Raw genomic sequence first — 25,826 nt, 5'->3', positions numbered from 1 at the left:
ATCGAACCGCCTTTGCTCGTCATTCCCGCGAATGCGGGAATCCAGTGACTTTAGCGCGGGGTCTTGCGAGCGACGTCGTCTCCGTTGCTTCGTCAAAGTCACTAGATTCCCGCGTTCGCGGGAATGACGGTAGGAAGGGGCGAAGTCGCTGGATGATTCGATGGCAAGGTAGCGATATATAAAGCTTCGGCCTGCGGGTTGAATGGCCTTTGCTCGTCATTCCCGCGAACGCGGGAATCCAGTGACTTTAGTCACGCGAGCCACGTCGTTTCCGTTGCTCCGCCAAAGTCATTGGATTCCCGCGTTGGCGGGAATGACGGCAGGAAAGGACGCAACCACTGGGCGAATCGATGGCAGGATGTCGATGTATGCCGTTGCGATACCTGTAGATCAAGTCGTCGGGCCTACAGATCGACATGCAAGCGGCTCCATTCGACAACCGCACAAACAAAAACGGCCCGCAATGCGGGCCGTTTTCTGTAGCGTGATCCAAACGCGCGAGCCAGCCGCGCCCCGATCCACCGATCGATCAATGCACGCCGTGCAGATCGCGCAGCTTGTCGTTCTGCAGCGAACCGAAATAGGCGGTCACGTCGGCGATCTGCTGATCGGTCAGATCCTTGGCCTGCAACGACATCAGCGCGTGCGCGCGGTCGCCGTCGCGGTACATCTGCAGCGAGTGCGCCAGATAGTCGTGGTACTGGCCTGCCAGGCGCGGCGTCACCGGATCGATCGGGAGCTTGCTGTCGCTGTTGGTGCCGTGGCATTCCACGCAAGCCTGATTGGTCGGCGGGCGCTTGGTGTTGGCGAATTTCTCGCCCGCGGCGATGTTGCCGGCCGGCAGGCCCGAGGACGACTTGGTGTGGCCTTCGTTGCGGTCGGCCGAGGAATGGCCGGCGGGCACTTCGCCGCTGGAGCACGCGGCCAGGGCCAGGGCGAGCGAGGCGATGGCGAGGCCGCGCTTGAAGAAGCTGGGATTCGTCATGGGGCGGCTCACTTGGCGCTGGAAAGGAAGGCGGCGATGTCGGCGATGTCCTGGTCAGAGAAGCTCTGCGCCTGGGCCTGCATCGTGGGGTGCTTGCGCGTGCCCTTCTTGTATTCGGTCAGCGCGCTGACCAGGTACTCGGGCGACTGGCCGACGATCTTGGGAACGTGATAGTTCGGGTAGGCGTTCTTGTAACCGGTCACGCCGTGGCAGCCCTGACAGGTGTAGGTGAGCTGGCGGCCGGTTTCGGCGTTGCCCTTGGAAGACGGCGCGGCGGCCGGGGCGGCGGCCGGAGCCGTCGGAGTGGGGGCCGGCGCCTTGGCAGGTTCCTGGGGCTGAGCATGTGCGCTCAGGGCGGCCAGGGTCAGGGCAAAGCAGGCGGCGATCGTCAGCGGTCGCATCATGTCGTAGTCCGCAATCTCGAATGGCTAGCGAAAGGTGGTGGCTGGCTCTGCGGGGCCGGAGCCGCGCACAAGCCGCCGAGTATAGCTGGCGACGCGACTGCAACGAAGCCGTCCTTGAGCGCATCCATACTTGGCGCCGATTCCGGAACGCTCCGGGCCCGGCGTGGATTTGCGCTGCAAGGCACGGCGGCGCGCGCGACGGAGGTCGCCCGCGCGCACCGTGCCTCAGAATAAATCCATGGCTCCAGTCATCATGACCTTCGGCGGATGTTGGCTTTAGGGGCTGGTGATATACCTATATACAACACCGGCATACGACCGGAAACCGACGAAAAAACTTTAGTAGCTTGGGGTCGTCTCGAATGCGTCAACTCACCAATAACCGCAAGGGCGGTCCGGCAGTGCGCGGCACGGTGGCGATCGCCGCCCTGGCCCTGGCCTGCCTCATGGGACTGTCGGCCTGCAAGGGCGGAGCGGGCGCCGCCGAGGCGCAGGCCAAGGAGGCCAAGGACAAGGTGTCGGAAGCGGTGCCGGTCGAGGTCGCCGCGGCCAGCCGCCGCGCGATCGCGGCCAGCTATACCGGTACCGCGCCGCTGGAAGCGCGCGCCGAATCGCAGGTGGTCGCCAAGACCTCCGGCGTCGCCCTCGACGTGATGGTCGAGGAAGGCCAGTTCGTCAAGGCCGGACAGGTGCTGGTGCGGCTCGACTCGGCCCGCGCCGAGCAGCAGGCCGCGCAGACCAACGCGACCATGCGCAAGCTCGAAGCCAACTACGCGCGCGCCCGGCAGATGGCCGAGCAGCGCCTGCTCAGCGCCAACGACGCCGACCAGTTGCGCTACGACCTGGAAAGCGCGCGCGCGGCCAACCGCATGGCCAGCCTGGAACTGTCCTACGCCAAGGTCGAAGCGCCGATTTCCGGCGTGGTCGCCTCGCGTTCGATCAAGACCGGCAACTTCGTGCAGATCAATTCGCCGATCATCCGCATCGTCGACACCTCGCAGCTCGAGGCCACCCTCAACGTTCCCGAGCGCGAGCTGGCGACCTTGAAGGCCGGCCTGCCGGTGCAGATGCTGGTCGACGCGATGCCCGGCAAGACCTTCACCGGCAAGGTCGACCGGGTCGCCCCGGTGGTCGATTCGGGCAGCGGCACCTTCCGGGTGATCTGCAGCTTCGAAGGCGGCGGGGTGCTGCAGCCGGGCATGTTCGGCCGCCTGCGCATCGATTACGACAACCGCGCCGACGCGCTGGTGGTGCCGCGCGCGGCGCTGCTCGACGACGAAGGCGATCCGGCGGTGTTCGTGGTGCGCGGCAAGAAGGTCGCGCGGGTGCCGGTCAAGCTGGGTTACCTCGACGGCGCCTGGGCCGAGGTGCGCGACGGCATCAAGCTCGGCGATCAGGTCGTGGTGGCCGGCAAGACCGCGCTGCGCGAAGGCACCGAAGTGTTGCCGATCAACGCCGCCAAGCCCAAGGAAGTGGCCGCCGCCGCGAGCGCGACCGCTCCGCTGAAGCAGTAAACCGGCGATCACGCCCCCGACGCGGCCGCAGACGGCCGCGTCCTTCGCACTACCTATTTGAACGTGGGGACTGACTGTGGCTCAGCTTCCGGACACGACGTCCTTTAACCTGGTGGAGTTTTCCACCCGTCGCCGCGTGACCGTGGCGATGGTGACGATCACCTTCCTGCTGTTCGGCGTGATCGCGCTCAACAGCCTGAAGGTCAATCTGCTGCCCGATCTGAGTTATCCGACCCTGACCGTGCGTACCGAATACGCCGGCGCGGCGCCGACCGAGATCGAGACCTTGATCTCCGAACCGCTGGAAGAAGCGGTCGGCGTGGTCAAGGGCCTGCGCAAGCTCAAGTCGGTGTCGCGCACCGGCCAGAGCGACGTGGTGCTCGAGTTCGCCTGGGGCACCGACATGGACCAGGCCAGCCTGGAGGTGCGCGACAAGATGGAGATCGTGCAGCTGCCGCTGGAAGCCAAGAAGCCGGTGCTGCTGCGTTTTAATCCCTCGACCGAGCCGATCCTGCGGATCGCGCTGTCGACCAAGGGCGGCGACAAGGCCAGCGACACCGAGGCGATCCGTCAGCTGACCGCGTTGCGCCGCTACGCCGACGACGATCTGAAGAAGAAGCTCGAACCGGTCGACGGCGTGGCCGCGGTCAAGGTCGGCGGCGGTCTGGAGGACGAGATCCAGGTCGACATCGACCAGCAAAAGCTTGCCCAGCTCAATCTGCCGATCGACACCGTGATCCAGCGGCTCAAGGCCGAGAACATCAACGTCTCCGGCGGCCGCTTAGAAGAAGGCGCGCAGCGCTATCTGGTGCGCACGGTCAACGAATTCGCCAGCGTGCCGGAAATCCGCGAGATGCTGGTCACCACGCAGAAGGTCGGCGGCAACGCCGCGGCCGACGCGGCAGCGGAAATGGCGCGGGTGGCCGCGGCCTCCGGTTCGGCCGACGCGATGGCGGCGGCGGCGTCGGTGCAGAGCGCGAACTCGGGCGATCAGGCCACCGCGGCCGGCGGCAAGCCGGTGCGGTTGAAGGACATCGCCGAGATCCGCCAGGGTTACAAGGAACGCGAAGCGGTCATCCGCCTGGCCGGCGTGGAAGCGGTGGAACTGGCCATCTACAAGGAAGGCGACGCCAATACCGTGTCCACCGCCGATGCGATCCAGGCGCGGCTGGCGCAGATCAAGGCGCAGATTCCGCCGGACGTGGAACTGACCACGATCGACGACCAATCGCAGTTCATTCGCCACGCCATCGCCGACGTCAAGAAAGACGCGGTGATCGGCGCGTTCCTCGCGGTCCTGATCATTTTCCTGTTCCTGCGCGACGGCTGGAGCACGTTCGTGATCGGCCTGTCGCTGCCGGTGTCGATCATCGCCACGTTCTTCTTCATGGACCGTCTGGGTCTGAGCTTGAACGTGATGTCGCTGGGCGGCCTGGCGCTGGCCACCGGCCTGGTGGTGGACGATTCGATCGTGGTGCTGGAATCGATCGCCAAGGCGCGCGAGCGCGGCCTGGGCATTCTCGAGGCGGCCGTGGTCGGCACCCGCGAGGTCAGCATGGCGGTGGTCGCCTCGACCCTGACCACCATCGCGGTGTTCCTGCCGCTGGTGTTCGTCGAGGGCATCGCCGGTCAGCTGTTCCGCGACCAGGCGCTGACGGTAGCGTTGGCGATCGGCATTTCGCTGATCGTGTCGATGACCCTGATCCCGATGCTGAGCGCGTTGCGCGGCCGGCCGGCGCTGGGCTTCCAGGAGGAAGCGCCGCATCCGCGCTGGCAGCCGCGCAATCGGCTGCTGAAGATCGTGGCGTGGCCGCTGTATGCGATCGCCTCGGCGGTGCGTTGGACTTTCTTCGGCATCGCCTGGGTGGTGGTGCGCGCGTGGCGCGGCATCGGCGCGGTGGTCGGCCCGGTCATGGGCAAGGCCAGCGATCTGGCGATGGCGCCGTACGAGCGCGCCGAACGCGGCTATCTGAAGCTGCTGCCGGCGGCGATGGGCCATCGCGTGCTGGTGCTCGGCCTGGCCGGCGCGGCGTTCGTGGCGACCCTGGCGGCGGTGCCGCTGCTGGGCGCCGACCTGATCCCGCAGTTGGCGCAGGACCGCTTCGACATGACGGTCAAGCTGCCGCCGGGCACGCCGCTGCGCGAAACCGACAAGTTGGTGCGCGAGATCCAGCAAAAGCACGCCAAGGATCCGGGCATCCACGCCTGGTTCGGGGTCAGCGGCAGCGGCACGCGCCTGGACGCCAATCCGACCGAGAGCGGCGAGAACATCGGCAAGATCACCGTGGTGATGGCCGACGGCGGCAGCAAGGAAGTGGAAGCGGCCGAAACCGAAAAACTGCGCCAGACCATGCAGGCGCATCCCGGCGCCCAGGTCGACTTCGCCCGTCCGCAGCTTTTCAGTTTCTCCACGCCGCTGGAAATCGAACTGCGCGGGCAGGACCTGGAAACGATCCAGCGCGCCGGCCAGAAGATGGCGGCGATGCTGCGCGCCAATCCCTATTTCGCCGACGTCAAATCCACCGTGGAGCAGGGCTTCCCCGAGATCCAGATCCGCTTCGACCAGGACCGCGCCGGCGCGCTCGGCCTGGCCACCCGCGACATCGCCGATATCGTGGTCAAGAAGGTGCGCGGCGACGTCGCCACCCGCTACAGCTTCCGCGATCGCAAGATCGACGTGCTGGTGCGCGCGCGCGAATCCGATCGCGCTTCGATCGAGAACATCCGCCGTTTGATCGTCAATCCCAACAGCAGCCGTCCGGTCACGCTGGAGTCGGTGGCCGACGTGGTCGCCACCAGCGGCCCCAGCGAAATCCACCGCGCCGATCAGGTGCGCGTGGCGATCGTGTCGTCGAACCTGCGCGACATCGATCTGGCCGGCGCGGTCTCCGAGGTCGAGAAGATGGTGCGCGAGGAGCCGTTGAGCCCGGAGGTGCGCATGCACATCGGCGGTCAGGGCGAGGAACTGCAGCAGTCGATCAACTCGTTGCTGTTCGCGTTCGGTCTGGCGATCTTCCTGGTGTACCTGGTGATGGCCTCGCAGTTCGAATCCTTGCTGCATCCGTTCGTGATCTTGTTCACCATCCCGCTGGCCCTGGTCGGCGCGGTGCTGGCACTGCTGCTGACCCGTTCGCCGGTGTCGGTGGTGGTGTTCATCGGCCTGATCCTGCTGGTCGGCCTGGTGGTCAAGAACGCGATCATCCTGATCGACAAGGTCAACCAGCTGCGCGAGCAGGGCACGCCCAAGCGCGAGGCCCTGATCGAGGGCGCGCGTTCGCGCCTGCGCCCGATCATCATGACCACGCTGTGCACCTTGTTCGGCTTCCTGCCGCTGGCGATCGCGACCGGCGAGGGCGCCGAAGTGCGCTCGCCGATGGCGATCACGGTGATCGGCGGCCTGCTGGTGTCGACCCTGCTGACCTTGGTGGTGATCCCGGTGGTCTACGATCTGCTCGATCGCCGCGGCGACGAGTACTACCGCAACCGCGTGCGCAAGGCCGAACGCGAGGCGCGCGTGGCCGCCGACAAGATCGGCCACGACAACGATCCGCTGGCGGAGACGCACTGACATGAGCAGCGTTGCCGAGATCAGCATCAAGCGGCCGATCACGACCATCATGCTGTTCGTGTCGATGTTCGTGATCGGCCTGATCGCGGCGGTGCGGCTGCCGCTGGAGTCGTTGCCGGACATCACCGCGCCGTTCCTGCTGGTGCAGTTGCCCTACGACGGCTCCACGCCGGAAGAGGTCGAACGCACCATCCTGCGCCCGGCCGAAGAGGCCTTGGCGACGATGACCGGGATCAAGAGCATGCGCGGCAGCGCGAGCTCGGATTCGGCCACCATCCAGATGGAGTTCAAGGACTGGGACCGCGATATCGCCATCGCGGCCTCGGAGGCGCGCGAGCGCATCGACGCGATCGTCGACGATCTGCCCGAGGGCTTCCAGCGCTACTTCGTGTTCAAGTGGTCCAGCGGCGACCAGGCGATCCTGCAGGTGCGCCTGGCCGGCGACATGGATCTGAGTCGCGAGTACGACCTGATCGACCGCGAGTTCAAGCGCCGGCTCGAACGCATCCCGGGCGTGGCCAAGGTCGAGATCGGCGGCGCGGCGCCGAGCGAGGTCGAGATCGCGATCCTGCCCGACCGCATGGTCGCGCACGGGGTGGATCTCAACACCCTGACCAAGAGCCTGCAGGCGCTGAATTTCTCGATTTCCGCCGGTGAAATCGAAGACGGCGGGCGCCGTCTGCGGGTTCAGCCGATCGGCCAGGTGGCCGATCTGGAACAGTTCCGCAACCTGGTCATCAACACCAATGGCCTGAAGTTGGGCGCGATCGCGGACGTGCGCCTCAAGCCCGCGCGCCTGGAAACCGGCCGGCGCCTGGACGGTCGTCCGGCGATCGGCCTGGACATCTACAAGGAGCGCAGCGCCAACCTGGTGGAGGTGGCGAAGCTGGCGCTGGCCGAGGTCGAGGCGATCCGCGCCCAGCCGGCGCTGAGCAACATTGAAATCAAGGTGGTGCAAAACCAGGGCGAGGACGTGACCAGTTCCTTGCTGGAACTGGCCGAGGCCGGCGCGATCGGCCTGCTGCTGTCGGTGGCGGTGTTGTTCTTCTTCCTACGCCATTGGCCGTCGACCTTGATGGTGACCCTGGCCATTCCGATCTGTTTCGTGATGACGCTCGGGCTGATGCATTTCGTCGGCGTCACCCTCAACGTGCTGTCGCTGATGGGCCTGTTGCTCGCGGTCGGCATGCTGGTGGACAACGCGGTGGTGGTGGTCGAGAGCATCTATCAGGAACGCGAGAAGATGCCCGATCAGCCGCAACTGGCCTCGATCCTGGGCACCCGCCACGTCGCCATCGCCTTGTCGGCGGGCACGCTGTGCCACTGCATCGTGTTTCTGCCGAACCTGATCGGCGAGACCAACGACATCAGCATCTTCATGTCGCAGATCGCGATCACCATCTCGGTGTCGCTGCTGGCCTCGTGGCTGGTCGCGGTCAGCCTGATCCCGATGATCTCCGCGCGCCTGAAAACGCCGCCTGCGGTCAACACCACCACCGGCCTGATCCCGCGCCTGCAGCGCGTGTATGCGCGCTTCCTGCGCTGGACCCTGGAGCATCGGGGCCTGAGCGTGCTCGGCATCGTCCTGGTGGTGGCGCTCAGCCTGGTGCCGATGACCCAGACCAAGTTCGACATGTTCGGCAACGAGGGCGGCAAGGAGGCTTTCATCCAGTACCACTGGAAGGGCAGCTACACCCGCGAGCAGATGTCGATGGAGATCCTCAAGACCGAGCGTTTCCTCGAGGAACACCGCAAGCAGTACCACATCAAGCAGATCTATTCGTTCTTCAGCGAGCAGGGCAGCGAAGCCGGCACCCGCCTGCAGTTCCACGAGAACGAGGTCAAGAACACCAAGCCGGTGGTCGACGCGATCGCCAAGGCGATGCCGAAATCGGCCAAGGCCGAGATCAGCATGGGCCAGGACGAGGGCAGCGCCCAGAGCGGCGGCAACAACGTGCAGGTGCAACTGGTCGGCGACTCCACCGAAACCCTGAGCGAACTGGCCAACGACATCGTGCCGATGCTCGCGCGCCGGCCCGAACTGCGCGATGTGCGCGTGGACGTGGGCGACCGCAATACCGAGCTCAACGTGAAGGTGGATCGCGAGCGCGCGGCATCGTTCGGTTTCAGCGTCGAGGAAGTTTCGCGCTTCGTCGGCCTGTCGCTGCGCGGCGCCCAGTTGCGCGACTTCCAGCGCGGCGATACCGAGGTGCCGGTGTGGGCGCGTTTCGCCGGCGCGGAGAGCTACGGCATCGAGAATCTGGCCGAGTTCACCGTGCGTTCCAGCGACGGCCGCAGCGTGCCCTTGCTGGCGATGGTCGACGTCAACGTGCGCCCGACCGCGAGCCAGATCAATCGCAACAACCGACAGACCACGCTGACCGTGCTGGCCAGCCTCAACGGCAAGGCGACCACGCCCGATGCGCGCAAGGCGATGGAGGAAACGCTCAAGAAGGTGTCGTTCCCGGCCGGCTACAGCTACAGCTTCGACGGCAGTTCGTTCGAACGCGACGACGACGCCGGCAAGCAGATGATGATCAACCTGGTGCTGGCGCTGGTGATGATCTACGTGGTGATGGCGGCGGTGTTCGAATCGTTGCTGTTCCCCGCAGCGATCATGAGCTGCGTGGTGTTCTCGATCTTCGGCGTGTTCTGGCTGTTCTGGCTGACCGGCAGCTCGTTCACGGTGATGGCCTTCATCGGCATCCTGGTGCTGATGGGGGTGGTGGTGAACAACGGCATCGTCATGGTCGAGCACATCAACAACCTGCGCAGGCGCGGCATGTCGCGCAACGAGGCATTGGTTGAGGGCAGCCGCGAGCGTCTGCGCCCGATCATGATGACCATGGGCACCGCGATCCTGGCGATGGTGCCGATTTCGCTGAGCGATACGGTGGTGCTGGGCGGCCTGGCGTACTCGCCGATGGCGCGCGCGGTGGCCGGCGGCCTGGCGTTCTCCACCGTCGTCAGCCTGCTGTTCCTGCCGACGATCTACGGCATCCTCGACGATATGCGCGCCGGCACCTCGGCCTTGGTGCGGCGCGCGCGCGGTTCGCGCGCGAACGCCGGCGGCATGGCCGAAGCGGCGGGTTGAGCGTCGCGGGTCAGCGGCTTGGCAACAGGCCGTTGACCACGCGCGCGATCTGCGCGGCGTCGGCATCGACCAGCAACTGGTCTTCGACCAGGATGCTGGGCGTGTATGCGGCGAAAGCGCGTGTGCGCGCGTCGATCGACGCCTGATCGCGCTTGAGTTCGGCGCTGTCGAGCTGCGCCAGCAGCGCAGGCGGCAGGCCGATCTGGCGGGCTATGCCGGTGAGCACGGCGTCTTGTTCGATGTCCTGCTTCAGGTCGAAGCGGGCGCGATACAGCGCGTCGCGCGCGGCGGGCCCCAGGCCCGCGCGCTTGGAGAGCAGGAACAGGCGCTCGGGACGGCCCGAGCCTGAGCGCGGCGTCATCGCGGTCTGCTCGATGCTCAGACGCTCGCCGTACTTCGCCGCGAGCGTATCCAGGCTGGGTTGGAAACGCTTGCAGGCGGGGCAGTGGAAACTGATGGCGACCTCGATCCTCACCCGCTGCAGCGAATGCGGTCGCAGCCGCGACACCACCGCATAGTCGCCATCGATCTGGGCGACCCCGGCGGGAGGTTGCGGCCCGCAGGCGACCAGCGCGGCGACCGCCAGGCCGATACCCGTCAGCCGCGCCAGTCGAATTGGATGAAGCGGCCCGCGGCGGAGTGTGTTTGCTGCGTTCAAGATTCGGTCCCGTGCGTTACGTCGCATGCGAGGCAGGACGCGACCGCGTCCGCCGATCCGTATTGCCGCGTTGCCGCATCGGAAGCGGGATCGGCGTGGAGCCGATCCCGCTCCGCGATGTTACCCGGCGTATCGGCCAGTGATTACTGGACGCAGCTGCCACCGAAATACTCGTAGATCGGGAAGTGCTCGCACACCCAGGCCGGGGCGAACTCGAGGCGTTCGTCGAGTTCTTCCAGCTTCAGTTCGTTGCTGTCGATCGGTGCGTCCATCTTCGTTCTCCGCTGTTGGCCGCGGCCATCGTGGCCGCGACGGTTGAGCATCGGCTGTCCGTGGGCGGCGTTCGGGGTTCATGCAACGCCGGCACGGACAGCGTCGGCGATTGTTACTGGGTGCAGTCCAGGCCCCAGAAATCGGTGAACCACTCGGCGTTCTCGCACAACCACGCCGGCGCGAACTCCAGGCGTTCGTCCAGCGCTTCCAGTTTCAGATCGGTATCCAGGTTTTCGTTCATGCTCGGACAGTCCATTTCGAGGCCGCGCTTCGGGTAGAGCTCAACCAGGCCGGCGGCGTGACCTGGCGTTGTTCGCGAGCCGGCGCGCCACCGCCAGCAGTTGATAGACGAGGAAGCAAAGCAGCACCAGCGACAGCCAACGCGAAGGTTGCCGCAAGGTGTCGGACACGATGCCGGTGCTGTAGGAATCGGCGATGGCGCGCAGCAGGCCGGAGGCGTGGCGGAAGGAAACGATCAGGATCGCGACGACGACGGCGGCATTGCAAAGTTGATACGCCAGCCGCAAGCGCGCCTCGCGACCGGCCGCGTCACCTTGCCTGCATTCGCGCAACAGCTTGGCGTCGAACTTGCCCAGGCGCGGCTCGCGCAGCAGATCGCTCAGCACCCAGTAGCCGTCGGTGCTCGCGAACGGCATGAACTGGGTCAGCGCCAGGATCACCGACAGCGCGCCGGCCATCTGCAGTGCCGGATACCCGGCGACCGCGCCGAGCAGCATCAGCGCCGTGGCATAGATCGCCTGGAAATACACGCCGCCGAGGTTGACCACCACCCGCGCGCGCACGCTCAGGCGCCAGGCGCGCGAGACATCGGCGTAGAACACCGGAATCGCGCCGAGATACAGGCCGGCACCGATCGCGCCGGCGGGTTGGCCGTGCCGCACCAGGGCGCCGGCATGGCCGAACTCGTGGATCGCCGCGCCGAGCAGGATCAGCACGAACGCGGCGATGGACTGGTCCAGGCTCAGCCAGGTCGCGGCCAGACGTTCGCCGAACACCGCTATCGCCAACACCGGCGCGGCCAAGGCGGCGAGCACGCCGAGCGCGGCCCACGGCAACACGAAGGCGTGCCGGGCGATGTTCGCGAACGGAGCGACGCGATCGGGCGACAACACCGTGCGGCGGAAAAACAATCGAGGCGGAGCGGCCGGCGACGGCGTCAGCGCGAGCGCGGCGGTGCAGCGCGAGGCCTGCGTCAGGAACGCCGCTTCGGCCAGGCGACCGCCTTGCGCGGCATAGCGAGCGTAGGCTTGCGCGCCGTCCGGCGCGGCGCAAAGCGCGCGGATGATCAGCGCGATTTCCTTGCCGGCGACCAAGTGCTTGCCGGCGGCGTTGCCTATCAGGAATTCGCCGTCGGGCCAGGCCTGGATCTGGATGCCTTGCAGCGGCAATCGCGAATCCAGCACGGCGATTGCCGGATTGTCGCTACGGTCGGCGCAAGACGCTGGTGCGGCCGGCGCGTTGTCGGTGACGGTGCTTGCCTTATCCATGGCGTTGTGCGCGTAGCCTGCCGCGGATGGATCCATCCGGTGCCGAACTATCGGGCGGCACCAACGCCAAGTCAACGGCGAAAACTGACAGGTCGCCAGCGCGCGCAATCGTTATCGCCGTGGCCGCGCGCGCGATGGCTCAGCTGAATCGGCGCATCCGCGGCGCGCCGTCGCGAGCGGCGAGCGCATCGATGGACGATGCGTCGCCGGGATCGTCGCGCCTCAGCCGACCAGTTTGCTGGCGATCCGGAATCCGGCGATCCACACGCCGATGCCGGTGCCGATGTTGGTCAGCATGAAGTTCAACACCACCCGAGCCACCCGGTTGCGGTACCAACCCTTGAGCGTCTGCGCATCGTCGCGCAAGGCCATGAAGTCGCCGTAAGCCGGCTTGCGTTGATGCACCTCGACCAGCGCGCTGAGCGCGCCGGTCGGTACGCCGGGACGGAACGGTTTGAGTGGCGCGACCACCGCCGCGGTGATGACGCTGAAGGGATGGCCGCCGGCCAGCAGGCAGCCCAATGCGGCCAGGCCGCCGGTGTACAGCACCCACTGCAGCAGCAGGTCCGCGCCCATCGCCACGCCGCCTTTCCAGAAGCCCCAGGCGATGCCGGCCAGGATCAGGCTGGTGATCACGATCATCACCCACGGCACCTTGCTCTTGGTCGCGACCTGTTCGAGTTCGGTGCGCTGCTCGACCGGATCCTGGGTGTCTTCGCGCAGGTGTTTGGCCAGGCCTTGCAGGTGGCCGGCGCCGACTACCGCCAGCACTTCGCGCGCGTCGCCATGGGTCTCGCGCAGGCGCGCGGCCATGTAGCGGTCGCGCTCGGCGATCACGGTTTCGTACAACTGCGGGCTTTCGGCGGCGAACTCGCCGAAGCTCGATTCGAGCATGTCGCCCTGCTTGAGCTTTTCGATTTCTTCCTCGCCGACCTCATCGGCGGCGAACAGCCCGCTGATCAAGCCGACGCCGAGCTTGGCGCGGCCCCAGAAACCCAGCTTGCTGGACGCGCGCCTGAAGGTCAGGCCGACTTCGCGGTCGATCAGATGCACCGGCAGTTCGCGCTGGCGCGCTTCGAGCACCGCGCGCTTGAGTTCGGCGCCCGGTTCGATGCCGAGCTGCTCGGCGAGCCGGCGCTGGTACGCGGCCAGGGCCAGGTTGGCGGCGAACAGCGCGGTCTTGCCCGAGCGGATCACCTGGATCAGATCGAGCTTGGCCAGCGCGTCGGGGTCGGTCAGCGCCTGCAGGCGCTGCGCGTCGAGTTCGACCGCGACCGCGTCATAGCGGCCGCTGCCGACCGCATCGCGGACCGCGTCGACGCTGGCCTGCGACACGTGCGCGGTGCCCAGCAGGGTGTAGCGGACGCCGTCGCGTTCGACGATGGCGTGCGGTTGGCCGTGCAGGCCGTCGTTCAGCGGTTCATTCATTCGGATGGGGGCTTCTGGCTCGCGCGGCGAGGTGCTGTGCCGGAGCACAGAAAGGCCCGCAGCATAGAGGTCGGGCAGGGGTGCCGGCAAACCCGCGACGGCGGTCCGGCACTGGCGGCGCGCGGCGCGCAGCGGTGGTTTCGCGGCGGTGGCGGCGGATGCGGCGGACGACTCGCGGTACGGGGGCGATGGGGCGGGTCGGGTCTCGCTCGCCCGCCATCGTCCAGCTCGAGGTTCGCTGCGGGCCGTCGCAGGCCGCCGCGACGGCAGCGCGTGCGATAGGCGAACGGCCTGGCCGAGGCCGGAGGGGTGGAGCCCCGACCAGACCGATCGCATGCCACGCGGACTCTTACTCGTTACTCACTGCTGGCGACTCATTACCCGTTTCATATCGATCGCGGGTTCGCCCGGCGCCACTCAAGCAAACCCATACGGCAGATTCTCGCTCGACACCACTTTGTCCCCGACCTGTTCGCCATGCAGGAAGCGCAGCGCCGCGACGATCACGCCGCCGTCGTCGGCGATGCGGTTGTGGCCCAGGCCCTGGGTGCTGAGCAGGCGCGAATCGGGCCAGTAACGGGCATAACGTTCGCCCTCGGCCCAGGGCACTTCGCGATCGTCCAGGTCGTGCACGATCAGGGCCGGGCGGGCGATGGTCGGGGCGTTGCGATGCGCCTGCTGCGAATCGAAGCTGATGCCGATGCGCGTTTCGAAATACGCGAACATGCGTCGGCACAGATCGTCGCCGACCCACAGGAACCGGGCGAAGCGTTTGACCGCGGCGACCGGATCGGCGGCCGGCGCGATCAGCACCGCGCGCTCGGCGCGCAGGCCGCGCGCCATCGCCAGCAGCGCCGCGGCGCCGCCGAGCGAATGGCCGATCACCGCCGCGGCCGGGCCGTAGTGCTCGCCGACCTGGTGCAGATGGCGGGTGAAGTCGGGCAGGGTGGCCAGGCGCCCGCCGCTGCGGCCGTGACCGGGCTGGTCGAACGCGACCACCGCATAGCCTTCGGCCAACAACTGCGGCAGCCACTTGGCGACGCGGGTGCCATGGCTGGACCAACCGTGCGCGAACAACACATACGGCTGGCGCTGCGGATCGCCCCAGACATAGGCGGCGATGGCATGGCCGTCGATGTCGAGCGTGTCTTCGCGCGCATCAAAGGTCGGCGCGGCCAGCGCGCGCCGACGCGAGGAGGCGAACGGGGTGCAGAACAGGTCGGCGGCGCGGCGCATGGTCGCCTCGGGCGCGAACCAGCCGCCGAAAACGAAGCTCAGGCGCAGGCCGTACAGCTTGATTGCGTTACGAACGGTCGTGCTAATTTTGGCGATAAGCGGGTACATGACGGACCTCGTCGGGCGCTCAGGCGGTGGGGGAGGGCGCGTAGGAGCGGATCAGGCGCTCGAAGGCGCGCCGGCCGCGTTCGGTGGCGGCGTCGAAACCGAACAGGCCGGCATCGTGATGCACGATCAGCGCCAGTCCGTAGATTTCGAACGCGAGTTGCTCGGTATCGGTGTCGGCGCCGAGTTCGCCGGTGTCGATGGACAATTGAACGGCCTGGCCCAGGACCTGGCGCCAGCGCTTTTGCTGTTCGACCACCCAGTCGCGCAGGGGGCCGGGCCGGTCGTCGTACTCGCTGACCGCGCCGAGCAGCACGCAGCCACCGTCGGTGTGCCGCGACCAGTCGAACCAGGCATTCACGATGGCGCGCAGGCGCACCAGCCCGCGCGGCTGTTGCAAGGCCGGCAGCAGCACATAGCCGACGAAACGCTGTCCGGCCATGTCGAGCACGGCGAGTTGCAGATCCTCGCGCGAACCGAAGTGAGCGAACACGCCGCTCTTGGACATGCCGACTGCGGCCGCGAGCGGACCGATCGACAGCCCTTCCAATCCGGCCGAGCAGGCAATGCCGTAGGCCTGCTCGAGGATCGCGTCGCGGGTGGCGGCGCCTTTGTTGGTGGCGGTCAGGGTCGACATGGGGTGGAAAATAGCACGTCCGTTCGTTTTATTGTCGCCGTTCGTCGGCAGCGAGTGTGCGGATCGAGTAAAGCCGAGCACAGGCTTAGTGTCGAGAGTGCGCTTTTCGCGTGACTGGGCCATCGGTCTTTAGGCGCAGGTGTGCATCGGGATGCGGGCTTAGGTCGAACTGGCACGGTACTGAGTCGAACTCAGTGGGTGGGGCCGGCTGTGCGGTCCCGGCCGTCGCGCGCTTGCTCGGTGGCGTAGCCATGGCGCAGTCGCAGCGCGCCGGGCCAGGGTTGAGCCGCATGCAAAGGCCCTCGCACGAATTGGCATGGGGCTTCTGTGGCACAGCCGCTCAGACCTAAGGTCTGCTACTGGATCGGATCGAGGCGCCCAGCCTTTGGCAGTCCAGCGCTCGCCGAGCCGCGGCCCCGGGACAGAATGGCCCGGTTGAGGCCTCGCCAACCGTCACTAGACGACCGGTCTAATGGCCGCTAATGTGCCTGCCATGAACGCCACTCCCGCCACAGCCGACGTCCGCCAACACATCCTCGACGTCGCCCATCCCTTGCTGCTGCGCAAGGGCTTCACCGCGGTCGGCCTGGCCGAGATTCTGAGCGCGGCGCAGGTGCCGAAGGGTTCGTTCTATCACTACTTCGGCTCCAAGGAGGCGTTCGGCGAGGCCGTGCTCGAAGCCTATTTCGCCGATTACCTGGGGCGGATGGACGAGCTGCTGGCGCAGCCGGGCACGGCGGCGCAGCGAGTGAGCGCTTACTTCCACGACTGGCTGGATTCGCAGACCGGCGATGAAGCGCAGAGCCGCTGCTTGGTGGTCAAGCTCGGGGCCGAGGTCTGCGATCTGTCCGAAAGCATGCGCGCGGCGCTGGCGCGCGGCACCCGCGGGATCACCGACCGGCTGGCCCGCTGCATCGAAGCCGGTCGCGCGGACGGTTCGCTGACGGCCCCTCGCGATGCCGCCCTGGCGGGCGCCGAGCTTTACCAGAACTGGCTCGGCGCCAGCCTGCTGGCCAAGATCACCCGCGACCGCGCGCCGCTGGACACCGCCATGGCCAGCACCCGGCACTTGCTGGGACTGGTCGCGATCGCCTGAGGCGGGAAGGCGCAGGCCTTCCCGCCTTTTCTTTGTCTGTTTTATAGACGACCGGTCTATTTAAAGCTGCGACCACCCGGAATCACCTCTGCCTGCCGCCGCCGCGTCTGTACACAACCGCAGCAATTCATCCGATCTTCCACGCCAACCGGACCTCATCCCATGCCGCAAAGCGACACCGTAAATCGCCGCTTCCTTCTCGCCGCCCGTCCGCAAGGTTTGCCGACCGCGCAGGACTTCCGCCTCGATCATGCCGCCGTGCCGGTGCCGGCCGAAGGTCAGGTGCTGTTGCGCACCGAGTATCTGTCGCTCGATCCCTACATGCGTACCTTGATGGAAGAAGGCGGCACCTCGTATGCGCCCGGCGTGATCCTGGGCGCGCCGATGATCGGCGGCACGGTCAGCCGCGTGGTCGTGTCCAGGCATCCCGGCTTCCAGGTCGGCGATTTGGTGCTCGCCAACGCCGGCTGGCAGGACTACACGCTGTCCGACGGCACGGACCTGACCGCGCTCGGCGATATGGCGCAGCCTTCGCGCGCGCTGGGCGGGCTCGGCATGCCGGCGTTCACCGCCTATGTCGGCCTGCTCGATATCGGCCAGCCCCGGCCGGGCGAGACCGTGGTGGTGGCCGCGGCGACCGGCGCGGTCGGTTCGGTGGTCGGGCAGATCGCCAAGCTCAAGGGCGCGCGCGTGGTCGGCATCGCCGGCGGTGCCGACAAATGCCGGTATGCGGTCGAGACGCTGGGCTTCGATGTCTGCCTGGACCGCCACGATCCGCGCTGGGCCGAGCAACTCGCCGCGGCCTGCGCCGACGGCATCGACGTGTATTTCGAGAACGTCGGCGGCGAAGTGTTCGACGCGGTGCTGCCGTTGCTCAACCAGGGCGCGCGGGTGCCGGTATGCGGGCACATCGCCGATTACAACCGCCAGAGCCTGCCGCCCGGGCCCAACCGTCTGCCGTTGCTGATGGCGACGGTGCTGCAACAGCGCATCCGCATGCAGGGTTTCATCATCCTCGACCACTATGCCGACCGCTTCGAGGCCTTCCGCCGCGACATGGGCGAGTGGATCGACTCTGGCCGCGTGATAGTGCGCGAGGACGTGATCGACGGTCTGGAGAACGCGCCGGAGGCGTTCATCGGTCTGCTCGAAGGGCGCAACTTCGGCAAGTTGGTGGTGCGTGTGTCGGAGGCTTGATCCGATGCAGGTGAATTGCTTCCGCTCGCGATGATGCGGCCGGAGGTTTGGTGGCAAGGCCATTCAGGCCCGGCGCAGTTCGAACCGTCGCGATGGAATATCGATGCGATCGGAACGAAAGGCGCCGAGGCTGAGGCCGCGCCCACGCAAGCCGAGTGACCCACCGACCTCAAGCATCGTTTCGGCCACGAGCGATCGGCTTATTCGAGACGGGCTTACTTCAACCCAGGCACGTTCTCATCGGGCTCGCCGACATTGCCGTCGCCGAGCGGCAACACCATCTGCACCGTGTCCAGCCAGCGCCCGTGTTTGCGGCCCAGGCCGTGAAACACGCCGGCGAGCTTGAAACCCAGGCGCTCGTGCAGCGCCATCGAGGCGGCGTTGCTGCCGTCGCCGATCACCGCGACCATCTGCCGGAACCCCAGCGCGGTGCAGTCGTCGATCAGCCGCAGCATCAGCGCGCGGCCGATGCCGCGGCCGTGAAACGCCGGTTCGATGTAGACCGAGTTCTCCACCGTCCAGCGATAACCGATGCGGGTGCGGTAACTGGTCGCGTAGGCGTAACCGGCGAAGGTGCCGTCGCATTCGGCGACCAGATAGGGATAGCCCGCGTCGACGATCGCGCGCCAGCGGCGATGCATCTCGGCCAGGTCGGGCACGTCGTATTCGTAGGTCGCCAAGTGCTCGCGCACCTCGACCGCGTACAGGGCATGGATCGCGGCCAGATCGCTTTCGGCCGCCGGGCGCAGTTGCAACGACGCGGGCGCGGCCGGGCTCAATCGCGGTACCGCTTGAGCAGGTCGGCGTAGGCGTCGATGCGGCGATCGCGCAGGAACGGCCAGATCCGCCGCACGTGTTCGCTGCGGCCCAGGTCGACCTGCGCCATCACGATCTCGGGCTCGGCGGTCTTGGCCTCGGCCAGGTACTCGCCCTGCGGTCCCAGCACATGGCTCGACCCCCAGAACTGGATGCCCGAGGCGCCGATCGGCGAGGGCTCATGGCCCACGCGATTGACGCTGAGCACCGGCAAGCCGTTGGCGACCGCGTGGCCGCGGTGGCTGAGGATCCAGGCCATGCGCTGACGGTCTTTTTCGTCCTGCTGATCGTCCGGGTCCCAGCCGATCGCGGTCGGGTACAGCAGCAGATCGGCGCCGGCCAGCGCCATCAGCCGCGCGCCTTCCGGATACCACTGGTCCCAACACACCAGCACGCCCAGGCGGCCGACCGAGGTGTCGATCGGCTCGAAGCCGATATCGCCCGGGGTGAAATAGAACTTCTCGTAGAAGCCCGGATCGTCCGGGATATGCATCTTGCGGTACTTGCCGGCGATGGAGCCGTCGGTTTCATAGACCACCGCGGTGTTGTGGTACAGCCCGGCCGCGCGGCGCTCGAACAGCGAGCTGACCAACACCACGCCGTGCTGCTTGGCCAACGCGCCCAGGCGCTGGGTGCTCGGGCCGGGAATCGGCTCGGCCAGATCGAATTCGCTCACCGATTCGTGCTGGCAGAAATACGGCCCGTTGTGCAGTTCCTGCAGCAGCACCAGCTTGGCGCCTTGCTTGGCCGCTTCGGCGACGCGGCTTTCGATATTGGCCAGATTGGCCTCGCGCGAGCCGTGGTCGCGGTCCTGGATCAGGGCGACGGGGAGGGTGGTGGGCTTCATCGTCGGGTCGCAATCACGAGCGTGGGGCCGATCATTGTAAAGCCGAAGACCGCGACTGCTCTGTCGCGCGATCGGCCTCGTGCGACGGGCGCCGGATCAGCCGGCGGCTTCGAGCGGACAGTTGCGGGGATCCTCGACGGTCAGGTCCGACGGCGCTGCGTCGGTGCCCTGGTCCAGCACCCGCAGCTCGCAGGTGTGCGGCCGGTGTTGCTCCTGGATGATTTCGTAGCTGTGGCCGGCCTGTGGAATGAAGCTGGCCAGATTGCGGCAGGTGCCGTGGGTCATGTACATGCCCCGCTCGCTCGATTGATCAGGCGGGCCTCCGACGCTGTATTCGTGCAACCCGGCGATAAGGTAGAGCCGTTGGCCGGCGTCGACCACGGCGGTCTTGTTCACGGTCGCGTAGGTGAACATCCAGCCCAGGCGGCCAGTTCCCGCCGATCGCGAGCATTGGCGGTCGCGATAACCGGCGTACACCTGCAGGGAACGAGCGCCCAGGTGCATGGCGCCCCGGCTCATGTTCAAGGTCGCGGTGCCGGCGCCCAGCGATTGCGGCTTGTAGTAGCGCGGGCCGCAGCCGCTGAGCAGGCCGGCCACGGCGAGAGCCAGGCCGGTAGCAAGGATGGTTCGACGCATGAGATCCCCTGAGCCGCGCGCGAATGGAGGGTGGCGTATAGATGCCGGAGAATGTCGCAGTGGTATCCGTTCGCCAAGCCTCGCGGCGGCTTGGGACGTGGATGGCCTGGAGCTAAATGGCCCGTGGCCCGTTACATACAAATCGGCCGCCGAAGCGGCGGCCGATGTCTGTGTTGGCTCAGGACGAGGCGAGACCTCAGCCCGCGACCACGCCCCGTGGCAACTGCATGGTCACGCAATGCAGGCTGCCGTTCTGCCAGATCAGCGGACGGCACGGCACCGGGACGATCTCGCGGTCCGGGAAGGCCTGCGCCAGCACCGCCTGGGCTTCGCCGTCGCGGGCGTCGCCGTAGGCCGGCATCAGCACGGCGCCGTTGACGATGAGGAAGTTGGCGTAACTGGCTGCCAACCTTCGGTTTTCGTCGATGATCGGCTGCGCCCACGGCAATGCGAACAGGCGATACGGCTGGCCATCGCGGGTGCGCAGCGCGGCCAGTTCGGCGGCCATGGCCTGCAGCTCGTCGTAATGCGAATCGGCCGGATCGTCGCAGCCCTGGTAGACGATGGCGTCGACCGCGGCGAAGCGGGCCAGGGTGTCGATGTGGGCGTCGGTGTCGTCGCCCTCCAGATAGCCGTGGTCCAGCCACAGCACCCGGTCCTGCCGCAGCCAGGCCGACAGCTTGGCGGTGATCTCTTCGCGGCTGGCGTCCGGGTGACGCTCGTGCAGGCACTGCCAGGTGCTCAGCAAAGTGCCCGCGCCGTCGGTCTCGATGCCGCCGCCTTCCAAAGCAAAATCAATGCTTTGGCGCTCACTGTTCGCGAAAATTCCCTGATCGCTGAGCCGTTCCACCAGCAGATCGTCCTGGCTGGCGTCGAACTTGCCGCCCCAGCCGGTGAAGCGGAAATCGAGCAGGCGGAAGCCGTCGCCAGCTTTCAGCGTGATCGGGCCGGAGTCGCGCAGCCAGGTGTCGTCGTAGGGCGCGTCGATGAAACGCACCGCGCCCATGTCGATCCGCGCCGAGGACAAGCGCGCGCGGGCATACGCCTGCACGTCGTCGTCGGCCACGCAGATCAGCACGGGCTGGAAGCGGGTGATGGCCGCGACCAGCGCGATGTAGGTTTCCTCGACCTCGCCCAGGCGATCGGCCCAGTCGGTGTCGGCGTTCGGCCACGCGATAAGAACCGCGGATTGGGGTTCCCACTCCGCGGGGAAGCGCAATGCGTTGTTAGTCATAACCTCAAAGGATAGGCGGTTTCGGCCCGACTTCGTTCGCGTCCGCCTTGTTCGCCACCACGTCGATCACCCGGCTCTTCTCGAAGTACACGGTGAAGGCCGGATAGACCCAGCGGTTGATCTGCGGCCACTGCCGCTTCTGACCGCCGCGCGCCTCCAGGCGCTGGGTCGGCTCGCCGTAGCGGGCCTTGACCTGGTCCATGCCTTGACCGCGCACTGGCAGCAGGGCCTTGCCCTCTTGCTGCACGCGCTCGATCAACAGGGTCTCGGCCGAGGCGGCGCCGGACAGGGCGAGCAGGGCAAGCAGGGGTGCAACGGCAATGCGCAGTTTCATGGCAAATCCACCTCGTCAAAGGACGCGGGATTCTAGGCACAAGGTGACGCTTAACGGCAGCGTGCGGCCGTCACGTTTTTGCGAAGCTGGGGGCGAAAGGGGTGGAAGAACGAAGAAAGCCGCCTTGCGGCGGCTTTCGACTTGAACCCGGTACGGCGGTTGGGCCGTCGGCGATTCTTAGCGCTGACGCGCCTTGAAACGCGGGTTCGACTTGCAAATCACGAAGACCTTGCCGCGGCGGCGGACGACTTTGCAGTCGCGGTGACGGGCCTTCGCCGACTTCAGGGAGGACAGGACCTTCATGACAGACCTCGGCAAAAAATAGGTGAAAGAAACGGGGTGGAAAAGTTAGCCCGCGATTGTACCGGATAAATCTTCGTCCGATCAAGCGCTTGCAGTGAAAAAATTCGCTCGGCGTGGGCGGAGCGGGGCGATAGAGCTCAATTCAAGGGACAATTGCGCCGTCGGGGGAGTTCGGTTGCTCGCCCCGGTCGCGTACCGGAGAGCGGCGCGGCGCAGGAATGCGAGGACCGATCCGCCGGTCGGGCCCGGGCCGGCTCAAGCGCCGGGCGGGCCGAAACCGCTTCCAGCCGCCGCATAATAGGCGCCATGAATAATGCATCCTCCGACAGCACCACCATTCCCGTCCTGACCATCGACGGGCCCTCGGGCTCGGGCAAGGGCACCATCAGCCGCCTGGTCGCCCAGCGCCTGGGCTGGCATTACCTGGATTCGGGCGCCCTGTACCGCGCGGTCGGCGTCGCCGCCGGCTGGGCCGACCTGGACCTCGCCGACCCGGCCGCCCTGGTCCGCTGCGCCTTCGACACCCGCATCGGCTTCCGCGACGACCCGTCCGGCGAGCTGCGGGTGCTGGTCAACGAACAGGACGCCACCGACGAGCTGCGCACCGAGACCGCCGGCGCGGCCGCCTCGGCGATCGCCGCGATTCCGGAGGTCCGGGCCGCGCTCAAGGACCGCCAACGCGCATTCAGGCAATCGCCCGGGCTGGTCGCCGACGGGCGGGACATGGGCACGGTGATCTTCCCGGACGCCCCGTTCAAGGTCTTCCTGACCGCCAGCGCCGACGAACGGGCGGAAAGGCGCTATAAGCAGTTGAAAGACAAAGGGGTTTGCGTTACCTTGGACGGTCTGCTGCGGGAGATTCTGGCCCGCGACGCCCGCGATGCCCAGCGCGCGGTGGCTCCGTTGCGACCGGCTGAAGACGCCGTCCGCATCGATACCACCGGTCTGGGAATCGACACGGTAGTCGAACAGGTGCTGGCTTTGTTGCCTGCGCGCTGAACGGCCATCGGCAACGGCGCGAGTCCGTCGTCCGCAGCGGAAGTGCGAAAAAATCTCAGCAACAAAAACCCCGTCGCAATCCTGCGCCGGATCAACCAACAACACATGGTGCGGCTCCATCGCGCCACATAACGGGTGGGTCGACCACGTTCTGCTTGCGTTGCCACGACGGCAACGATGTCAAACGGTGCGGCCCGTGTGTTCAACCGAGATATTCAATCCAATGACCGAATCATTTGCCGAACTGTTCGAAGCCAGCCAGCAATACCTGGCCAAGCTGAAGCCGGGCGCGATCGTCACCGGTACCGTTGTGGAAGTCCGCAGCGACGTGGTGGTGATCAACGCGGGCCTGAAGTCCGAAGGCATCGTGCCGATCGAACAGTTCCGTAACGACGCCGGCGAGATCGACGTTGCCGTGGGCGACGAAGTCAAGGTCGCACTCGACTCGATCGAGAACGGCTTTGGCGAAACCGTGTTGTCGCGCGAGAAGGCCAAGCGCGCGATGGTGTGGGACGAGCTCGAAGAGGCGCTCGAAAAGAACGAGACCATCACCGGCCGCATCAGCGGCAAGGTCAAGGGTGGTTTCACCGTCGACATCAAGGATGTCCGCGGCTTCCTGCCCGGTTCGCTGGTGGACGTGCGCCCGGTGCGCGACTCCGCTTACCTGGAAGGCAAGGAACTCGAGTTCAAGCTGATCAAGCTGGACCGCAAGCGCAATAACATCGTCGTCTCCCGCCGCGCGGTGGTCGAGAGCGAGTACAGCGTCGAGCGCGAACAGCTGATGGAGAAGCTGCAGGAAGGCGCGATTCTCAAGGGCGTGGTCAAGAACCTCACCGATTACGGCGCGTTCGTGGACCTGGGCGGCATCGACGGCCTGCTGCACATCACCGACATGGCGTGGAAGCGCGTGCGTCACCCGTCGGAAGTCGTGGAAGTCGGTCAGGAACTCGACGTGCGCGTGCTCAAGTACGACCGCGAGCGCAACCGCGTCAGCCTCGGCCTCAAGCAGCTGGGCGAGGATCCGTGGGACAACATCGCCCGTCGCTACCCGGCCAACACCCGCGTGTTCGGCAAGGTCAGCAACGTCACCGATTACGGCGCGTTCGTCGAGATCGAGCCGGGCGTCGAAGGCCTGGTCCACGTGTCCGAAATGGATTGGACCAACAAGAACGTCAACCCGTCCAAGATCGTGCAGGTCGGCGATGAAGTTCAGGTCATGGTGCTCGACGTCGATGAAGAGCGTCGTCGTATCTCGCTGGGCATGAAGCAGGTCACCTCGAACCCGTGGGAGACCTTCGCGGCCATCCACAAGAAGGGCGACAAGGTCGAAGGTCAGATCAAGTCGATCACCGACTTCGGCATCTTCATCGGCCTGGACGGCGGTATCGACGGCCTGGTGCACCTGTCGGACATCAGCTGGAACACCACCGGCGAAGACATCGTGCGCAACTTCAAGAAGGGCGACACGCTGGAAGCCGTTGTTCTGGCCGTGGATCCGGAGCGCGAGCGCATCTCGCTCGGCGTCAAGCAGCTCGAGCAGGACCCGATGGGTCAGTACGTCGCCTCCAACGCCAAGGGCTCGATCGTCAAGGGCGTGGTGAAGGAAGTCGACGCCAAGGGCGCCACGATCGAACTGGCCGATGGTATCGAGGGCTACGTCGCCGCGCGCGACATCGCCAAGGAACGCGTCGAAGACGCCTCCACGTACCTCAAGGTCGGCCAGGAAGTCGAAGCCAAGATCATCGGCACCGACCGCAAGGGCCGCAGCATGCAGCTGTCGATCAAGGCGAAGGACGAAGCCGAGCAGCAGGAAGCGCTGTCGGACTACAACCACCGCGCCTCGGAAGCCTCCAGCGGCACCACCAGCCTCGGCGCGTTGCTGCGCGAGCGTCTGGGCGGCAAGTCCGAGTAATCGCGGGCTTTACGTTGTATCGCAATACGGCCGGGATTCGTCCCGGCCGGCGGTATCCGCGTCGCGGTCCGGCCCAGCGCCGGCCGCGATGCGACACCGGGACGGTCCGGCCATGCCGGCCGTCTTCGGTCTGCGGCAGGGGATCGCGGCGTTCCGCGATGTCGCGGGCACTCTTCAACGACCTTCATAAGGCCAGGCAACACTCCGCATGACCAAGTCCGAGCTCATCGAGATCCTTTCGCAGCGTCAGGCCCATCTCAAGGGCGACGATGTGGATCTGGCGGTGAAGGCATTGCTGGAAATGATGGGCGGCGCCTTGTCGGCCGGCGAGCGGATCGAAATCCGCGGCTTCGGCAGTTTTTCGCTGCATTACCGTCCGCCGCGTCTGGGCCGCAACCCCAAGACCGGCGAATCGGTCGCGCTGCCCGGCAAGCATGTCCCGCATTTCAAGCCCGGCAAGGAATTGCGCGAGCGCGTCAGCGGCGTGACGCCGTTGGACGAGGAAAGCTGAAAGGTTCAAGGCAGGAATGAGTGGCGGCTGCGCCGCCTTGAGCAGTGAGGAACCAGCGGCATCGCCGCCGGCCCGCTCTCGATTCCTTCTCTATATAGGTACCGGCCGCACTGGCCGAGGGGGCAGGGCGATCGCGCCTTGACTCACTCCTCACTCCTCCACACTCGTTTCTGGCCCCCACACGCCGCGCGCATGCGCGTCCGTTAAGCTAGGACCGACACGCACGAGACCGTGCAAGACCGTTGGAACCCTCCCCATGCGCGTGATCCGCCTTCTCATCGCCCTGGTCTGCCTCGCGGCAGGGGCGATTCTCGGCGCCCTCAACCGCCAGATCGTCAGCATCGACCTGGGCGTGGGCTTCATCCCGGCCACCTCGCTCGGCATCGCCCTGATCGTGGCGCTGTTGATCGGCGCGCTGATCGGCGGCCTGGCGATCAGCGCCAGCGTGGTCCTGCCGCTGCGCCGCCGGCTGGCCCGCGCGCAGCGCACCGTCGTGGCGCCGCCCACGATCGCCGGCCCCGAGGTCTGAGC

24 protein-coding genes are annotated in these 25,826 nt (G+C 66.6%); 9 read left to right on the top strand and 15 right to left on the bottom strand.

Annotated features, from left to right (window positions below):
* Positions 1-529: 529 nt before the first annotated feature.
* Complete coding sequence (locus tag ASD86_RS05455) at positions 530-985, bottom strand: c-type cytochrome (RefSeq protein WP_036103182.1); 456 nt, start codon at positions 983-985, stop codon at positions 530-532.
* 8 nt (positions 986-993) lie between these two features.
* Positions 994-1,386 carry a cytochrome c gene (locus ASD86_RS05450; protein ID WP_056109073.1) on the bottom strand — a complete coding sequence of 131 codons (393 nt, stop codon included), beginning with the start codon at positions 1,384-1,386 and terminating at the stop codon, positions 994-996.
* Positions 1,387-1,835: 449 nt separating this feature from the next.
* Here ASD86_RS05450 and ASD86_RS05445 point away from each other — a divergent pair, with 449 nt between their 5' ends.
* The 3 genes from ASD86_RS05445 (at position 1,836) to ASD86_RS05435 (ending at position 9,565) form a co-directional block, all read left to right on the top strand.
* Complete coding sequence (locus ASD86_RS05445; RefSeq protein WP_157476312.1) at positions 1,836-2,903, top strand: efflux RND transporter periplasmic adaptor subunit; 1,068 nt, start codon at positions 1,836-1,838, stop codon at positions 2,901-2,903.
* A 70-nt stretch (positions 2,904-2,973) separates the two neighbouring features.
* Entirely contained in the window at positions 2,974-6,471 is a 3,498-nt protein-coding gene (locus ASD86_RS05440; RefSeq protein WP_056107926.1) for an efflux RND transporter permease subunit, read from the top strand.
* Position 6,472: 1 nt separating this feature from the next.
* Positions 6,473-9,565: an efflux RND transporter permease subunit gene (locus ASD86_RS05435; protein ID WP_056107923.1), complete on the top strand. Its 3,093-nt coding sequence runs from the start codon at positions 6,473-6,475 to the stop codon at positions 9,563-9,565.
* A 10-nt stretch (positions 9,566-9,575) separates the two neighbouring features.
* Here the strand turns inward: ASD86_RS05435 and ASD86_RS05430 are convergent, their stop codons facing one another.
* The 7 genes from ASD86_RS05430 to ASD86_RS05405 all read right to left on the bottom strand — a co-directional run bounded on the left by ASD86_RS05430 (position 9,576) and on the right by ASD86_RS05405 (position 15,410).
* Entirely contained in the window at positions 9,576-10,223 is a 648-nt protein-coding gene (locus ASD86_RS05430) for a hypothetical protein (RefSeq protein WP_157476189.1), read from the bottom strand.
* Between the two features lie 143 nt (positions 10,224-10,366).
* Entirely contained in the window at positions 10,367-10,495 is a 129-nt protein-coding gene (locus ASD86_RS28180) for a hypothetical protein (protein ID WP_255357263.1), read from the bottom strand.
* Positions 10,496-10,608: 113 nt separating this feature from the next.
* A complete protein-coding gene (locus ASD86_RS28175; RefSeq protein WP_255357262.1) occupies positions 10,609-10,737 on the bottom strand; it encodes a hypothetical protein in 129 nt (42 codons plus the stop codon).
* Positions 10,738-10,777: 40 nt separating this feature from the next.
* Positions 10,778-12,004, bottom strand: a complete 1,227-nt coding sequence (locus tag ASD86_RS05420) for a hypothetical protein (RefSeq protein ID WP_056107914.1) — start codon at positions 12,002-12,004, stop codon at positions 10,778-10,780.
* A gap of 222 nt (positions 12,005-12,226) precedes the next feature.
* Positions 12,227-13,432 carry a TraB/GumN family protein gene (locus tag ASD86_RS05415; protein ID WP_056107912.1) on the bottom strand — a complete coding sequence of 402 codons (1,206 nt, stop codon included), beginning with the start codon at positions 13,430-13,432 and terminating at the stop codon, positions 12,227-12,229.
* A gap of 417 nt (positions 13,433-13,849) precedes the next feature.
* Entirely contained in the window at positions 13,850-14,776 is a 927-nt protein-coding gene (locus ASD86_RS05410) for an alpha/beta hydrolase (RefSeq protein ID WP_056107909.1), read from the bottom strand.
* Positions 14,777-14,795: 19 nt separating this feature from the next.
* Positions 14,796-15,410 carry a TetR/AcrR family transcriptional regulator gene (locus ASD86_RS05405; protein WP_056107906.1) on the bottom strand — a complete coding sequence of 205 codons (615 nt, stop codon included), beginning with the start codon at positions 15,408-15,410 and terminating at the stop codon, positions 14,796-14,798.
* Between the two features lie 493 nt (positions 15,411-15,903).
* Here ASD86_RS05405 and ASD86_RS05400 point away from each other — a divergent pair, with 493 nt between their 5' ends.
* Both ASD86_RS05400 and ASD86_RS05395 read left to right on the top strand, forming a co-directional pair.
* Positions 15,904-16,506: a TetR/AcrR family transcriptional regulator gene (locus tag ASD86_RS05400; RefSeq protein WP_056107903.1), complete on the top strand. Its 603-nt coding sequence runs from the start codon at positions 15,904-15,906 to the stop codon at positions 16,504-16,506.
* A gap of 162 nt (positions 16,507-16,668) precedes the next feature.
* Positions 16,669-17,703 carry an NADP-dependent oxidoreductase gene (locus tag ASD86_RS05395; RefSeq protein WP_056107900.1) on the top strand — a complete coding sequence of 345 codons (1,035 nt, stop codon included), beginning with the start codon at positions 16,669-16,671 and terminating at the stop codon, positions 17,701-17,703.
* A gap of 215 nt (positions 17,704-17,918) precedes the next feature.
* Here ASD86_RS05395 and ASD86_RS05390 read toward each other — a convergent pair whose 3' ends face one another.
* The 6 genes from ASD86_RS05390 to ykgO form a co-directional block, all read right to left on the bottom strand.
* Complete coding sequence (locus ASD86_RS05390) at positions 17,919-18,482, bottom strand: GNAT family N-acetyltransferase (RefSeq protein ID WP_056107897.1); 564 nt, start codon at positions 18,480-18,482, stop codon at positions 17,919-17,921.
* Positions 18,479-19,366 carry a carbon-nitrogen hydrolase gene (locus ASD86_RS05385; RefSeq protein ID WP_056107894.1) on the bottom strand — a complete coding sequence of 296 codons (888 nt, stop codon included), beginning with the start codon at positions 19,364-19,366 and terminating at the stop codon, positions 18,479-18,481. Before ASD86_RS05385 ends, ASD86_RS05390 begins: the two co-directional genes overlap by 4 nt.
* A gap of 96 nt (positions 19,367-19,462) precedes the next feature.
* Positions 19,463-20,002 (bottom strand): hypothetical protein, encoded by a 540-nt coding sequence (locus ASD86_RS05380; protein WP_056107892.1) that lies wholly within the window; start codon positions 20,000-20,002, stop codon positions 19,463-19,465.
* Positions 20,003-20,198: 196 nt separating this feature from the next.
* Positions 20,199-21,236: an agmatine deiminase family protein gene (locus tag ASD86_RS05375; protein WP_056107889.1), complete on the bottom strand. Its 1,038-nt coding sequence runs from the start codon at positions 21,234-21,236 to the stop codon at positions 20,199-20,201.
* A 4-nt stretch (positions 21,237-21,240) separates the two neighbouring features.
* On the bottom strand, positions 21,241-21,570 hold the full coding sequence (locus ASD86_RS05370) for a hypothetical protein (RefSeq protein WP_036103150.1): 330 nt from the start codon (positions 21,568-21,570) through the stop codon (positions 21,241-21,243).
* 177 nt (positions 21,571-21,747) lie between these two features.
* Complete coding sequence (ykgO, locus tag ASD86_RS05365; protein ID WP_010342887.1) at positions 21,748-21,873, bottom strand: type B 50S ribosomal protein L36; 126 nt, start codon at positions 21,871-21,873, stop codon at positions 21,748-21,750.
* 306 nt (positions 21,874-22,179) lie between these two features.
* Here ykgO and cmk point away from each other — a divergent pair, with 306 nt between their 5' ends.
* The 4 genes from cmk to ASD86_RS05345 all read left to right on the top strand — a co-directional run bounded on the left by cmk (position 22,180) and on the right by ASD86_RS05345 (position 25,824).
* Positions 22,180-22,872, top strand: coding sequence for a (d)CMP kinase (gene cmk / locus ASD86_RS05360; RefSeq protein ID WP_056107886.1), 693 nt, complete (start codon positions 22,180-22,182; stop codon positions 22,870-22,872).
* Positions 22,873-23,095: 223 nt separating this feature from the next.
* Entirely contained in the window at positions 23,096-24,784 is a 1,689-nt protein-coding gene (gene rpsA / locus ASD86_RS05355; protein ID WP_036103144.1) for a 30S ribosomal protein S1, read from the top strand.
* A gap of 208 nt (positions 24,785-24,992) precedes the next feature.
* A complete protein-coding gene (locus ASD86_RS05350) occupies positions 24,993-25,295 on the top strand; it encodes an integration host factor subunit beta (RefSeq protein WP_036103140.1) in 303 nt (100 codons plus the stop codon).
* 256 nt (positions 25,296-25,551) lie between these two features.
* Positions 25,552-25,824: a lipopolysaccharide assembly protein LapA domain-containing protein gene (locus ASD86_RS05345; protein ID WP_056107884.1), complete on the top strand. Its 273-nt coding sequence runs from the start codon at positions 25,552-25,554 to the stop codon at positions 25,822-25,824.
* The last annotated feature ends 2 nt before the right edge of the window (positions 25,825-25,826 follow it).

This window comes from Lysobacter sp. Root690, assembly GCF_001427785.1.
GTDB lineage: Bacteria > Pseudomonadota > Gammaproteobacteria > Xanthomonadales > Xanthomonadaceae > Lysobacter.
The sequence above is the reverse complement of the archived record's forward strand: the minus strand, read 5'-3'. Positions and strand labels throughout refer to the sequence as shown.

Bases quoted from the DNA above. Each gene is read 5' to 3' on its own strand.
- ASD86_RS05410 (WP_056107909.1), bottom strand. From the start codon at position 14,776: ATGTACCCGCTTATCGCCAAAATTAGCACGACCGTTCGTAACGCAATC.
- ASD86_RS05345 (WP_056107884.1), top strand. From the start codon at position 25,552: ATGCGCGTGATCCGCCTTCTCATCGCCCTGGTCTGCCTCGCGGCAGGG.
- ASD86_RS05385 (WP_056107894.1), bottom strand. From the start codon at position 19,366: ATGAAGCCCACCACCCTCCCCGTCGCCCTGATCCAGGACCGCGACCAC.
- ASD86_RS05420 (WP_056107914.1), bottom strand. From the start codon at position 12,004: ATGGATAAGGCAAGCACCGTCACCGACAACGCGCCGGCCGCACCAGCG.
- ASD86_RS05405 (WP_056107906.1), bottom strand. From the start codon at position 15,410: ATGTCGACCCTGACCGCCACCAACAAAGGCGCCGCCACCCGCGACGCG.
- ASD86_RS05415 (WP_056107912.1), bottom strand. From the start codon at position 13,432: ATGAATGAACCGCTGAACGACGGCCTGCACGGCCAACCGCACGCCATC.
- ASD86_RS05400 (WP_056107903.1), top strand. From the start codon at position 15,904: ATGAACGCCACTCCCGCCACAGCCGACGTCCGCCAACACATCCTCGAC.
- ykgO (WP_010342887.1), bottom strand. From the start codon at position 21,873: ATGAAGGTCCTGTCCTCCCTGAAGTCGGCGAAGGCCCGTCACCGCGAC.
- ASD86_RS05445 (WP_157476312.1), top strand. From the start codon at position 1,836: ATGGGACTGTCGGCCTGCAAGGGCGGAGCGGGCGCCGCCGAGGCGCAG.
- ASD86_RS28175 (WP_255357262.1), bottom strand. From the start codon at position 10,737: ATGAACGAAAACCTGGATACCGATCTGAAACTGGAAGCGCTGGACGAA.
- ASD86_RS28180 (WP_255357263.1), bottom strand. From the start codon at position 10,495: ATGGACGCACCGATCGACAGCAACGAACTGAAGCTGGAAGAACTCGAC.
- ASD86_RS05395 (WP_056107900.1), top strand. From the start codon at position 16,669: ATGCCGCAAAGCGACACCGTAAATCGCCGCTTCCTTCTCGCCGCCCGT.
- ASD86_RS05375 (WP_056107889.1), bottom strand. From the start codon at position 21,236: ATGACTAACAACGCATTGCGCTTCCCCGCGGAGTGGGAACCCCAATCC.
- ASD86_RS05455 (WP_036103182.1), bottom strand. From the start codon at position 985: ATGACGAATCCCAGCTTCTTCAAGCGCGGCCTCGCCATCGCCTCGCTC.
- ASD86_RS05370 (WP_036103150.1), bottom strand. From the start codon at position 21,570: ATGAAACTGCGCATTGCCGTTGCACCCCTGCTTGCCCTGCTCGCCCTG.
- ASD86_RS05435 (WP_056107923.1), top strand. From the start codon at position 6,473: ATGAGCAGCGTTGCCGAGATCAGCATCAAGCGGCCGATCACGACCATC.
- rpsA (WP_036103144.1), top strand. From the start codon at position 23,096: ATGACCGAATCATTTGCCGAACTGTTCGAAGCCAGCCAGCAATACCTG.
- ASD86_RS05350 (WP_036103140.1), top strand. From the start codon at position 24,993: ATGACCAAGTCCGAGCTCATCGAGATCCTTTCGCAGCGTCAGGCCCAT.
- cmk (WP_056107886.1), top strand. From the start codon at position 22,180: ATGAATAATGCATCCTCCGACAGCACCACCATTCCCGTCCTGACCATC.
- ASD86_RS05450 (WP_056109073.1), bottom strand. From the start codon at position 1,386: ATGCGACCGCTGACGATCGCCGCCTGCTTTGCCCTGACCCTGGCCGCC.
- ASD86_RS05380 (WP_056107892.1), bottom strand. From the start codon at position 20,002: ATGCGTCGAACCATCCTTGCTACCGGCCTGGCTCTCGCCGTGGCCGGC.